The sequence below is a fragment of the Oscillospiraceae bacterium genome (assembly GCA_031265355.1).
Taxonomy (GTDB): Bacteria; Bacillota; Clostridia; order Oscillospirales; family UBA929; genus JAIRTA01.
In genome coordinates, this window is sequence record JAISCT010000066.1 from 1 (window position 1) to 12479 (window position 12479).

At 57.2% G+C, this 12479-nt stretch carries 13 protein-coding genes and 1 pseudogene; 9 read left to right on the forward strand and 5 right to left on the reverse strand.

Annotated elements, in window-relative coordinates; translation table 11 throughout:
- The first annotated feature begins 277 nt into the window (after positions 1–277).
- From LBK75_09975 to LBK75_09995, 5 genes are all read left to right on the forward strand, one after another.
- A complete protein-coding gene (locus LBK75_09975; GenBank protein MDR1158608.1) occupies positions 278–772 on the forward strand; it encodes an NAD(P)H-dependent oxidoreductase subunit E in 495 nt (164 codons plus the stop codon).
- A gap of 4 nt (positions 773–776) precedes the next feature.
- On the forward strand, positions 777–1304 hold the full coding sequence (locus LBK75_09980) for a sensor histidine kinase (GenBank protein MDR1158609.1): 528 nt from the start codon (positions 777–779) through the stop codon (positions 1302–1304).
- Between the two features lie 75 nt (positions 1305–1379).
- Positions 1380–1754 (forward strand): (2Fe-2S) ferredoxin domain-containing protein, encoded by a 375-nt coding sequence (locus LBK75_09985; GenBank protein MDR1158610.1) that lies wholly within the window; start codon positions 1380–1382, stop codon positions 1752–1754.
- Between the two features lie 96 nt (positions 1755–1850).
- Entirely contained in the window at positions 1851–3641 is a 1791-nt protein-coding gene (locus LBK75_09990; protein MDR1158611.1) for an NADH-quinone oxidoreductase subunit NuoF, read from the forward strand.
- Between the two features lie 47 nt (positions 3642–3688).
- Complete coding sequence (locus LBK75_09995) at positions 3689–5446, forward strand: [FeFe] hydrogenase, group A (protein ID MDR1158612.1); 1758 nt, start codon at positions 3689–3691, stop codon at positions 5444–5446.
- Between the two features lie 94 nt (positions 5447–5540).
- Here LBK75_09995 and LBK75_10000 read toward each other — a convergent pair whose 3' ends face one another.
- The gene (locus LBK75_10000) at positions 5541–5939 is read right to left on the reverse strand and encodes an S-layer homology domain-containing protein (protein MDR1158613.1); all 399 of its coding nucleotides are present in this window, start codon (positions 5937–5939) and stop codon (positions 5541–5543) included.
- Positions 5940–5970: 31 nt separating this feature from the next.
- Positions 5971–6417, reverse strand: a pseudogene (locus LBK75_10005) (InlB B-repeat-containing protein).
- A 158-nt stretch (positions 6418–6575) separates the two neighbouring features.
- Here LBK75_10005 and LBK75_10010 point away from each other — a divergent pair.
- Both LBK75_10010 and LBK75_10015 read left to right on the forward strand, forming a co-directional pair.
- Positions 6576–6851 carry a hypothetical protein gene (locus LBK75_10010; GenBank protein MDR1158614.1) on the forward strand — a complete coding sequence of 92 codons (276 nt, stop codon included), beginning with the start codon at positions 6576–6578 and terminating at the stop codon, positions 6849–6851.
- Between the two features lie 84 nt (positions 6852–6935).
- On the forward strand, positions 6936–7247 hold the full coding sequence (locus LBK75_10015) for a nucleotidyltransferase domain-containing protein (GenBank protein MDR1158615.1): 312 nt from the start codon (positions 6936–6938) through the stop codon (positions 7245–7247).
- Here LBK75_10015 and LBK75_10020 read toward each other — a convergent pair.
- Together LBK75_10020 and LBK75_10025 are read right to left on the reverse strand one after the other, a co-directional pair.
- On the reverse strand, positions 7229–7744 hold the full coding sequence (locus LBK75_10020) for a DNA-deoxyinosine glycosylase (protein ID MDR1158616.1): 516 nt from the start codon (positions 7742–7744) through the stop codon (positions 7229–7231). The genes LBK75_10015 and LBK75_10020 overlap by 19 nt on opposite strands.
- 745 nt (positions 7745–8489) lie before the next feature.
- Positions 8490–9641 (reverse strand): PDDEXK nuclease domain-containing protein, encoded by a 1152-nt coding sequence (locus LBK75_10025; protein MDR1158617.1) that lies wholly within the window; start codon positions 9639–9641, stop codon positions 8490–8492.
- A 478-nt stretch (positions 9642–10119) separates the two neighbouring features.
- On the opposite strand from LBK75_10025, the gene LBK75_10030 reads away from it, so the two are divergent.
- Positions 10120–11343 carry an XRE family transcriptional regulator gene (locus LBK75_10030; protein MDR1158618.1) on the forward strand — a complete coding sequence of 408 codons (1224 nt, stop codon included), beginning with the start codon at positions 10120–10122 and terminating at the stop codon, positions 11341–11343.
- A 264-nt stretch (positions 11344–11607) separates the two neighbouring features.
- Here LBK75_10030 and LBK75_10035 read toward each other — a convergent pair whose 3' ends face one another.
- Complete coding sequence (locus tag LBK75_10035; GenBank protein MDR1158619.1) at positions 11608–11850, reverse strand: type II toxin-antitoxin system prevent-host-death family antitoxin; 243 nt, start codon at positions 11848–11850, stop codon at positions 11608–11610.
- A gap of 353 nt (positions 11851–12203) precedes the next feature.
- Here LBK75_10035 and LBK75_10040 point away from each other — a divergent pair.
- The coding region (locus LBK75_10040; GenBank protein ID MDR1158620.1) for a hypothetical protein at positions 12204–12479 on the forward strand (276 nt) is incomplete at its 3' end.

Genomic DNA, 12479 nt, shown 5'->3' on the forward strand with positions numbered 1-12479 from the left:
ATGATCTATTGGGGTTTCCAATATTAGCCAATTTCGGCTTTTCGAATGTTTGAACATTAAAACACTGGTTTTTTGTACGAGCGCCGCATATTTGGCCACATTTTTTTGAAAAAGTTTCGACCGCCTATAGCATTGTCCTCGGTCTTGTGGTATAATTAGCAATTGGAGATCGTTATTTGTCTAACAACCCCCTATTTCTCCCAAATCCCCCGCCCGGGTCTTTGGGGCGGGGCAGGCGACGCAGCAGAACGCAGATGCAGATAAGGAGGCTCATATCATGCCGAACACAAAGACCGTTGTTCCCTTCACCGGGACGGCGGAGCAGGAACAGCGGCTGACGGACGTCATCGCGCGCTACAAGGGACAGTCCGGCGCCGCCATGCCGGTGCTGCAAGGAGCGCAAGAGATCTACGGATACTTGCCGGAGGAAGTCCAAATCAAGGTGGCCGAGGGGCTGGGACTCTCGCTCTCCGAGGTCTATGGAATCGCCTCTTTCTATACGCAGTTCTCCTTGAACCCCAAAGGCCAGATCGAGGTCAACGTCTGTCTGGGCACCGCCTGTTACGTCAGGGGCGCGGGCGAAATTCTGGCCCGCGTCGAACGCAAGCTCGACTGTAAGGCCGGCTCGGTCACGCCGGACGGCAAATTCTCCGTCGACGCCACCCGGTGCATCGGCGCATGCGGTCTGGCCCCTGTCATCGTCGTGGGCGGCGACGTTTACGGCCGGCTTGTGCCCGACGACGTGGACACCATTCTGGACAAATACATGTGAGCCGATGAAAGAACTCTCGCTCCACGTTCTGGACATTGCGGAAAACAGCCTGACGGCCGGCGCCTCCCTCGTCGAGATCTCTCTCGTCGAAGAAGCGGGTCTGCTGACCGTCACAATCCGGGACAACGGCCGCGGCATCCCGCCCGATATCCTGCCCACTGCGGCGGACCCCTTCACCACCACCCGCACCACGCGCCCGGTGGGGCTGGGACTTCCCTTTTGGAAGATGGCCGCCGAACAGACCGGCGGGCGCTTCTCCATCGAGAGCACCGTGGGCGTCGGGACATGCGTCACCGCCGCTTTCGTGTCCGGCCACATCGACACGCCGCCTGTCGGCGACATGTCGGGTACGCTGATCACTTTGGTGCAGGGACATCCCCAGGTGGAGCTCCTCTACACACACCGTGTGGGCGGCGTCGATTTCACGCTGGACACCCGCGTCCTGCGGGACACGCTGGAGGATGTACCGCTCGACAGCCCGGACGTATTGGTCTGGCTGTCGGAGTTCCTTCGGGAAAATCTCGCCGGCTGAGCCGCGGCGGCATATCCGCGGCATATCCGAGGAACGGCAGGAAAATACAGGAATACATATAAGGAGTTGTCGGCATTGAAAACCTTGGCAGAACTCAACGCCATCCGCGACAGAGCGCGCGCCCAGATCGGAGCGCTCCGGGACAGCGGCGAAAACAACACCCGCCTCGTCGTGGGCATGGCCACGTGCGGCATCGCGGCCGGCGCCCGTCCGGTGCTGGCGACCTGCCTTGAGGAGGTCCAGCGGCGCGGTCTCTCCGAACGGGTGACCGTCACGCAGACCGGTTGTATCGGCGTGTGCCGTTTGGAGCCGATCGTCGAGGTCTTTGTTCCCGGCGAGGAGAAGGTCACCTACGTGAACATGACGCCGGAGAAAGTCTCGCAGATCGTGGCGGAACACATTGTGAACGGCCGCGTCAAGATGGAATACACGATAGGCGCCAACCAATGAACCGTCCCGGCGGCCCGCCGCGGGTGAGGCGCGCCGGCTTTCCCCCGGAAAACAGGGGAACAACATCATGCCAAGCGGCATGGGAGGGATAACGCCATGGAACTTGTCAGAAGCCACATTCTGGTGTGCGCCGGCACCGGCTGCAGCTCGTCGGGCAGCGAAAAGATCATCGCCTCACTGGAGGAACACCTGCAGGCGGTCCACCTCGAAAAGGAGGTGCGCGTCATCAAGACCGGGTGCTTTGGTCTGTGCGCGCTGGGCCCCATCGTCGTCGTCTACCCGGAGGGTTCGTTTTATTCCCGCGTCACACCGAGCGACGCGGAGGAGATCGTCAAAGAACACATCTTAAAGGGCCGCGTCGTGCGCCGCCTGCTGTACCAGGAGACGGTGCAGGGGAACGAAATCAAGTCATTGAACGAGACGGGTTTTTACAAAAAACAGCTCCGCATCGCGTTGCGCAACTGCGGCGTTATCAACCCGGAGATCATCGACGAGTACATCGCGTTTGACGGCTACCAAGCCCTCAGCCGCGCGCTCACCGAGCAGACCCCCGGCGAGATCATCGAGACCATCAAAAAGTCCGGCCTGCGCGGACGCGGCGGCGGCGGCTTTCCCACCGGCCTCAAATGGGAATTCGCCTTCAAACAGCCGCCGGGCCAAAAATACGTCTGCTGCAACGCCGACGAGGGCGACCCCGGCGCCTTTATGGATCGCTCCATTTTGGAGGGCGACCCGCACAGTGTCATCGAGGCCATGGCCGTCGCCGGCTACTGCATCGGCGCAAACCAGGGCTATATTTACGTGCGCGCCGAGTACCCCATCGCCGTCGAACGGCTCAAGATCGCCATTGCCCAGGCCAAGGAATACGGGCTGCTGGGCGAACATATCTTCGGCAGCGATTTCTCGTTCGACCTGGAGATCCGCCTCGGCGCCGGCGCCTTCGTCTGCGGCGAAGAGACAGCCCTGATGACTTCCATCGAGGGCCACCGCGGCGAACCGAGACCGCGCCCGCCCTTTCCAGCCGTGAAGGGGCTGTTTGGCAGACCCACTATCCTAAACAATGTGGAGACATACGCCAATATCTCATGGATCCTAAACAACGGCGCCGAGGCGTTCCGCGCCATCGGCACCGAGCGCTCCGCCGGCACAAAGGTGTTCGCCTTGGGTGGCAAGATCGTCAACACCGGTCTCGTCGAGATCCCCATGGGCACCACGATGCGCGAGGTGGTGGAGGAGATCGGCGGCGGCTGCCCGAACGGCAAAGCCTTCAAGGCCGCGCAGACCGGCGGTCCGTCCGGCGGTTGTATCCCCGCCTCGATGATCGACACGCCGATCGAATACGACACGCTGACGGCCATCGGCTCGATGATGGGCTCGGGCGGCATGATCATCATGGACGAGGACAACTGCATGGTCGATATCGCGAAATACTTCCTCGACTTCACGGTGGACGAGTCCTGCGGCAAATGCACCCCCTGCCGCATCGGCACCAAGCGCCTTTACCAGATATTGGAAAAAATAACCAGCGGTCGGGGGACCATGGAAGACCTCGACCTGATGGAGGAGCTTTGTTACCACATCAAGGGCAGTTCTCTGTGCGGCCTGGGCCAGACGGCGCCCAACCCGGTGCTCTCGACGCTCCGCCACTTTCGGCACGAGTACGAGGCCCACGTGCGCGACCGCAAATGCCCGGCCCACGTCTGCAAGGCGCTGATGCGCTACAACATTTTGGAGAATTGCCGCGGCTGCACGGCCTGCGCGCGCGTTTGCCCGGTCTCCGCCATCTCCGGCAAGGTTAAGGAAGTCCATGTCATCGATCAAGACAAGTGCATCAAGTGCGGCGCCTGCCTGGAAAAATGCAAATTCTCGGCCATTGTCAAGGAGTGACCCCGAAGGGGACCAAAGAGATTCGCTAGGAAAGGAGCGCGCCCGTCATGGACACCGTCAAGCTGAAAATCAACAACATCGAGGTGGAGGCGCCCAAAACCGCCACCATTTTGGAAGCCGCGCGTCTCGTGGGCATTGAGATTCCCACGCTGTGTTATATGCGCAACATCAACGCCATCGGCGCCTGCCGCATCTGTGTGGTGGAGGTCAAGGGCGCCCGTTCGCTGATCGCCGCCTGCGTATACCCCGTGTCTGAGGGTATGGAGGTATTCACAAACACCGGCGCCGTGATCCGGGCCCGGAAGAACACGTTGGAACTCATCCTTTCGAACCATCGGATGGACTGTCTGACCTGCCTGCGCAACCAAAACTGTGAGCTGCAGAAGCTGGCCAGCGACTTCGGCATCCAAGAGGTGCGCTTTCACTCCGACAACATGCAGCCGCAGATCGAGAACTCCTCGCTGCATCTCGTACGCGACAACTCCAAGTGCATCCTCTGCCGCCGTTGCGTGGCCGTCTGCAAAAATGCCCAGTCCGTGGCCGTCATCGGCCCCAACGACCGGGGGTTCGAAACACATATCTCCTGCGCTTTCGATCGCAATCTGGACGAGACCGCCTGCGTCTCCTGCGGCCAATGCATCACAGTCTGCCCCACCGGCGCGCTCACCGAGAAAGACGACACCGAAAAAGTCTGGACGGCGCTCGCCGACCCGAAAAAACATGTCGTCGTGGGCGTGGCGCCCTCGATCCGCGTGACGCTGGGCGAGGCTTTCAAGATGCACATCGGCAGCAATGTCCAGGGCAAGATGGTGGCGGCACTCCGGCGCATCGGTTTCGACGGTGTGTTTGACGTCGATGTAACGGCGGATCTCACGATCATGGAGGAGGGCGCCGAATTTTTGAAGCGGTTCGAATCGGGTCACGACCTGCCGCTCATCACCTCATGCAGCCCCGGGTGGATCCGTTTCTGCGAGCAGTACTACCCGGAGTTTATCCCGAACCTCTCCACCTGTAAATCGCCGCAGCAGATGTTCGGCGCGATGATGAAGACCTACTACGCCAAAAAGATGAACCTCGACCCCGCCGACATCTTCACGGTGGGCATCATGCCCTGCACCGCGAAAAAGTTTGAGATCCGTCGGGAGGACCAACAGGCGGTGCCCGGCCTGTACGACATCGACGTGGCCCTCACAACGCGTGAGCTGGCCCGCATGATCTCCCGCACCGGTATGTACTTCCCGCACCTGCCCGACGAGGATTTTGACCCCGCCTTCGGCATTTCCACCGGCGCCGGCACCATCTTCGGCGCCAGCGGCGGCGTCATGGAGGCGGCGCTGCGGACGGTGGCGGAGCTCGTGACCGGTCAGCCGCTGAGGAGTCTGGACTTCATGGAAGTCAGGGGCATGGAGGGCATCAAAGAGGCCTCCTTTACGCTCGGTGGGAAGACCGTGCGCGCCGCCGTCGCCTCTGGACTGTCCAACTGCCGCCGGCTGCTGGATCGAATCAAGTCCGGCGAGGTCTCTTACGACATTGTCGAGATGATGGCCTGCCCCGGCGGCTGCATCAACGGCGGCGGCCAGCCGATTCAGCCGGCCGTAGTTCGCAACTTCGTCAGTCTGCGCGAGCGCCGCGCGGCCGCTCTTTATGAGCAGGACAAGCACATGCCGCTGCGCAAGAGCCACGAGAACCCACTGGTAAAGCGTCTCTACGACGAAGTGATGGACGGCAAACCGGGCAGCCACAACGCCCACAAATGGCTCCACACCACCTACCGCGCCCGTCCGAAATACCCGACGACGAAATAGTCGACAATTATTTTTTCTTCATGCAGCGAAAAACGGCCCGGAACCGACCAGCCTTGTGGCTGCTTCGGTTCCGGGTCGTTTGTTTGTGCCGAAACTATTCTTCTGTTTCCCTGCTTGGGAAGGTCTCGACGTACCGTTTGAAAAGCATGGCCGTCTCGGCGCGGGTGGACGTACCCTTCGGTGCGGCGGTGCTGTCTGTCCGACCCTGCACAATCCCCTCCTCGACGGCCCATTTCATGGCGTCCAGCGCCCAATCGGAAATTTGCTGTGCATCGCCGTACCTGGACAAGTCCGCCGCCGCGCTGACATTTTGCCCCTTGCTCTTGGCATAGCGGTACAAAATCGTCACGGCCTGCTCACGGGTGACGGCGTCGTCCGGACCGAAGGCGCCGTTTGCGTATCCGTCCACAACGTGATTTTGACTGGCCCAAAGAATGGCGTCGGAGTACCATGTCCCTCCCTTGACATCCGGGAAAGGCCTGTTTCCGCTCACCGCCGGTTTGTCCTCCAGCCGGTACAGCGTTGGCGCGTGTCATGGTGGCGCCGGGGGAGAATCTGTCGGCGGCCGTGCCGTTCATCAAGCCGCGCTCAGTGACAAACTGCACCGCGTCGTGGAACCAATCGGCGTCGGCCGCGTCCTTATATGGGTTGAGCCCGTCCTCCGAATCCTCCGCCAACGGCGGCGTGGTGGGGAGTACAATTTCGGACGACCGAGAAACAACGCCCGGATTGCCGTCGCCCGAGCTGCCCGTGTATACCCAGTGTGCGTAAATCGTGGCGTCGGCGGCAAATACGGTGTCGACCGTTATCTGTGTGCCGTCGCTCTTGGCTGTAAACCAACCGTCGAAACGGTAATCGCCCTCCCTTGAGGGTATCGGCAGAGAGGCCAATTTACCGTCTGTTCCGGTCTGCGCGGTCGATGCGACGACAGTGCCGCCGTTCGGGTCAAAGGTCACGGTATGGGCGGGCATATACTGTGGGACAAAGACAAATGTGTCAACTCCGAACAAACTATATCATACATGCGGTCTTTATTCAAGCTTTTTGCACATCACGGCACAAAAATCCGGAATCGGCGACAACCGCCTTCCGCCAGGTTTCGGCCAGACGGAGGAGGGTCCGGGCGGCGTTGGCGGGGCTGGTCATTTGTCTGCACATTCCGGATGCCGGCATCCGACGAGCCTGTGATCTCGCAGCTGGCCACCATGTCCCACAGTGCGACACCGAGCACACGCAGCAGGGCTTTCCTGCCTTCGACATCCTCCGCGGCCGGCGGCGCGTCCGCACCGGCCATCAGAGCCATGAGCGGCCAGAACCGATTGCGCAGATGTCCGTAATAAATCTGCTGCAGGTCATCGCCCCGGAGTATAAGGCCGTCCTATTCGGCAAGGCGGGCGAGAGATGATTTTTCGCGTGGAAACCGTTGCTTTTTTAGGGTTTTTGTGCTATATTACTATCGTCAAGATCATGAAAGGCGGGGACGACGAATATGGAAAAGGTATATGACATCAGCGAAATCCGCAGGGCGTTACGCCCGGTGTTTGCGGAATACCCAGTCTATTCCGCGACCCTTTTCGGCTCCTACGCCAAAGGCAAAGCAACCGAACAGAGCGATGTGGATATTGTAATCGACAGCCGCGGGCAGCTTTTGAATATGGATTTTTACGGTGTACTGGACAAAATCACCGAACGGCTCGGCAAATCGGTGGACTTGTTTGAGATATCAGAAATTCACAATCCATCGCCCATCTATGCGGACATCCAAAAGGAAGGGGTATTGCTTTATGACCGCCAAGGATAGAATTCTTCTTGACATTTACACTGCCAGGTTTCGGCCAGACGGGGGAGGGTCCAGGCGGCGTTGGCGGGGCTGGTGGAGGGGAGGATGAGGCAGTCGCGGCCCGTGTGGGGGCGGCAGTGCAGGCGGTAGAGCCGCCCCGCGGTTTGGCCGTTGGCGCAGATACGCAGCGCGGGCCGCGCCGCCAGAAGAGGCCCCAAGTCGTTTGCCTGCACGTTCCGGATGCTGGCATCCGACGAGCCTGTGATCTCGCAGCTGGCCACTACGTCCCACAGTGCGACACCGAGTACACGCAGCAGGGCTTTCTTGCCCTCGATATCCTCCGCGGCCGGCGGCGTGTCCGCACCGGCCAGCAGGGCCATGAGCGGCCAAAACCGATTGCGCGGATGTCCGTAATAAAAGCCCGCCGCCCGGGAGGCCCGGGACGGCAGGCTGCCCAAGATCAGCACATGGGGCGCCCCCTCTAAAAAGGGCGCAAACGGATGGCATATTTGTTCCACAGTGTCCGCCTCTGTCACGAACATCTCCCCCGCTGCTTTTACAAAACAAGCCCGGACGTTTTATCCAAACCATTCCATCTGGTGCAGAACACACACGACTGGTAAACAGGCGAGATGTCCGCGAGCAACGCTCCGGCAAACGTGAGCTTTTCTTCATGATTTAACAACCCAAACGACAGGCAGTCTTTCGGTCTCTCGATGCGCTGTTTTGTGACCTGTTTGTAGGCTGACTCGAACAATGAGAAACTGTAGTCCGTCAGCAAATATTTGGTTTCCAGTGCGTCAAATGTTTGATTCTGCCCTTTGCGGCGGACTGTCCGGGTGTCTTTAGTATATCGTGCGGCACGCAGGTTTGCAAGAGGGAGTTGTGTCGGGCACTTTGATTGTATCCTTCGCGGAAATCGGAGTTGTTTTACACGGCGCAGGCGATCGCGCGGGAGACGGGGTCCGGGATAAAGTTTGAAAATCTGCCCAGAGTGATTGTTGCCACGCACGGCAACAATGCAAGGAGAATATAGGATGGGCGATTTGCAGGCTGCACATACGGCGTTTCGCAGAAAAATTTCCGGAATTTGAAATTGTGGCGGAGCTGGCGCCACAATTGTCGTGATCGCATTTCGTTGAAATCGTACCGCGCAAAACCGGTGAGGAGCGGATGTACTATGCCAAAGAAGCTATTTCACGCAACTGGGAAATAAAGGAATTACGTCGTGAGATAAGGGCTTCAAGCCCGGCTTCTCTTGTGTTAGTCGGCATTGTCCCCGTCTTCCTTACCTGCGCAGAAGAATGCGGCAAATTCGTCGAGTGATTTGCGCAGTACTTCCTTCGGCAGCAGCAGTCGCTTGTATTCCGCAATCATCGTGGGGCTTAGGCTTCTGCTTAACGCATACTCCACGACGCTGCGGTTCGCGCCACGGCAGAGCAGTATGCCGATGCTGGGATTTTCGTTGCTGCGCTTCACGTCCCGGTCCAAGGCTTCCAAATAGAACACGAGTTGCCCCATGTCAGAGGGCTTGAAGTCCTTAGCCTTTAGCTCAACCGCCACGAGGCATTGCAAAGCCCTGTGAAAAAAGAGCAAGTCCAAATTGTATATATTGCCGCCGACATTCAGGGGGTACTCCTGGTCGATAAAGATGAAATCCTTGCCAAGCTCTAAGATAAATTCCTTCATATGGTCGATGATTCCGGTCTTGAGTTTTTTCTCGGAGTGCTTCACGGGAAGCCCAAGAAAATCGACAAAAACGGTGTCCTTGAACAAGGCCGGAGACTGCGGGTATAGCTCCATCAACCCTTTCGAGAGGTTGTGGCCGTCGCCCGACAACACCGCGAACACGTCGGTTTTCAAGCAACGCTGCAATTCCTTGATTGTGAGGCGCTCCCTATAGGCGTACAGCACATAAAAGACCCGTTCCTCAATGGTTTTGCAGCGGTTGATAATCTCGATGTGATTTGTAAATGATGTCAAATTTAGGAAATAAGGCAGTTGTGCAGTTGCAGATTGGACAGTTCCTTTGTCTTTTAATTGTCCAGTTTCCAACTGGACAATTTCGTTGTTGAAATTGTTTAGATTGAATTTTTCGACATAATCAGCAAAGTCTGATGAGGTGTAGCTGTCGTACAGAGCAACCATATTATAGATGTTTGCGCGACTGTAGCCGCGCAAAGAGGGGTCACGCGTCCTCAGATACTCGGCAAACTCCGTGACCGTTTTAGAACCCCACACCTCTGCTGTCAGCCGCCGCGACACATACGCGCCGATTTCCCAGGCATTCATTATCTGCTCGTTGTTCACGGCTTGTGAGGCGCGCTCACGCCGGGCGGCAATCAGCGAAAACAACTGCTGAAATTCCTTATCGCGCTGCTCCGGGCTGTTATATTCCGTTATGTCAGTCGTCATTGTTCTCGCCATCCTGTTCGTCGTCAATTTTTTCGCTCTCAGCCATTCGAATGAAATTTTGCCGAGACGTTTCAATGTCAATAGCCATGAAAAAGCCTCCTTTGTTTTTGTTAATATTTCTTGCGCTCCTTACTTGGCTCATCCTTCACCGTTCCCCCTTATCAGCACTCGCGTATTTGGCGATAATCCCATCCATATCCGCCACATTGTATAAACCGTTCTCATGATTCTATATGGGGCGTTTCTTCTCTCCACACCTGCTCTTGCTTATTCTACTCTCCCCAGCATAGCTGGGGATTAGACTGTAATTATTTTCATATTTCTGTATGCGAGTCCGCCGCGGTGGACTGTCCGGATGTCTTTAGTATATCGTGCGGCACGCAGGTTTGCAAGAGGGAGTTGTGTCGGGCACTTTGATTGTATCCTTCGCGGAAATATGATATAATAGATAACAATACGGCGCGGGGAGTGAAACGCGATGGGCGATAATTATGAGCTTCGGTTGTACGACGCGCCGCTGTTCTCGTTTGAATTGTCAAGCGCGGCGGTCGGCTATTCGGTGAAAATAACGACTGTCGGTGAACCGCGCAACCTGTTGCCTCTCGATATGGAGCTCACGGGCGAAGGCGTTCTGAAATGGCTGAACCGGCGCACAATCCCAAAGAACCGCGCCTATGTCCACAACATTCTAAACACGATGGGCCTGTCTCTGCGCGACGTGAAAGGGATTATCGACGTTTGCAAAGGGCTTTCTCTGAACGACAGCTACTGGGTCGTGCCCGCCGGATTTGACAGAAAATACGCTGAATACAATCTTTATGAAAACCGTTTTTCGGAAGTGCTCGCCCTGACCGCGCTCACCGGCGAAAGCCTCGGTGAAGAAAAAGCGCGGATGATTCGTACCTCGCCGGAATTCACGACCGCCGGTATGCTGCCGAAAGCGTGGCGGTACCGGAACGGCAGGATTATTCTGTTCAAGGGCGGCGTCTGGCGGCAGTACGCCTCGGCTCTCGACCCTCTGGAGCCGTACAGCGAATATTACGCCGCGCAAATCGCGGACGCGATGGGGCTGTCCCCCGTGAAATACGGGCTGTCCCGCTGGAAAGGCGTACTTGGCTGCACCTGCGAGCTGTTTACCGACATCAACACGGCGTATATCCCGATGGCTTCCGTCGTCAGACGTCAACATCACGACAAGGATACAGACTCTTCGCGATACTATTCGATTTGCGGCGAATGGTTTAGGGCGTTTGACCGTGAAAACGGCACATGTCTGTTTGACTATTTTGCGTCAACGCTTGTTTTTGACAGCCTGATTTTAAACGAAGACAGGCATCTCGGCAACTTCGGCGTCCTGCGCGACAATCACAGCGGCGAAATCGTCGGGAACGCCCCGATTTTCGACAACGGCGTAAGCCTGTTCAATTACTCATCGATTCAGGAACTGCGTAAACTCGATACGCACAGACAAGCCTACGCGAACTACTTTGGGCAGCCGTTCGATTCACAGGCAAGGGAGTTCGGAGGAGATTTGCAAAGAGAGCAGCTTTCCCGCCTTTCGGACTTCAAATTCAAGAGACATAGCCGCTACAACTGGGACGCCGAGCGCATGGAGATCATACAGACATACATCCGGCAGCGAGCGGGACAGTTAACAGAAATCCTTGACGGCGGAATTGGCTGCGCAAGTCAGGAATCCTAAAGCTGCCAGCGTAAACATTTTTCGCGACAAAGTGCCCAGTGGGGGCGACGACGAGATTAACGGCCGGCAAATACGGCAAGGCGTGGGTCGCGGGCAACTCGACCTGGCTGTGTACCGTACGCCAAGCCCGAAAAGCTCCCCCGCACGGGGTACTGAGCCGGATAATGGCAGCGGAGGGAGGGCAAACGCTCTCCCTCCGCCCCCGCTATGCGCCGCCAGATTATGGGTTCGGCAGCGCGGTCACTTCCGAAACGGTCAGAATAATCATTTGGCAAGCTCCCGTAGCGCGCCGAGGTTCTCGTCGATCACACTGTCGGCGGCGGCGTCAACCAACTTGCGCCGCATCGTCTGTATCTCGTCGTACTCCGAAAAGCTCGACACCACATAACGCGGCTTGTTGTTTTTCATAATAACGGCCATGCCGCCCTCGTCTACGAGGCGCACAACTCTGGAAAAATTCTGATTCGCCTCGGTCATTGGCACGAGTACGCGAGTATCCACATTCATTAAAATCATCTCCTTCAATCACAGCATAGCAGGAATATAGGATAAAGTCAACCTATATTTCTGTTGTGCTTATCATTCCCTCTCGGCCCGTCACACTATACAACAAACGCCTCGCGAACCCGCCGAAAGATTGACGTACGGCACGCGAGAAAGGACTTGAACAAGCCGCTCACGTATATTCAGCAACCATTGTCAATGCTCCTCCTGCTTCTGTGTGCCAATGACTTCAAATTTCCCTCTGCATGTCGGACACACGTGTGTTTCTTCGTTGCGTACGAAATCCCTATCTGTTTATGCTTGAAAAATGCGGGAAAACGACATATAATAAAGATGTCGGAGAGGGTGAGAGGGCGATGGAAGAGAAGAGGCGGGAGATCCCGCCGCCGCAGCCGTTGAATGACTTCATGTTTTCGCTAAGTTTCCAAGACATGCGCGCCGCGCCGGCGGCGTTGAGTTTGATCAACGCGATCTTGGGGAACGCGGGCCGTCCACTGATCGAAGAGATCGAAAATCTTTCGTGTCAGGATGTACTTTTGGGGTTGCGTCAGGAGACGCGGGGTTGCCGTCTCGATGTGGTGGCCCGGTCGAAAGGGCATTTTCTGAATGTGGAGGTTCAGGTTGAGCCCATG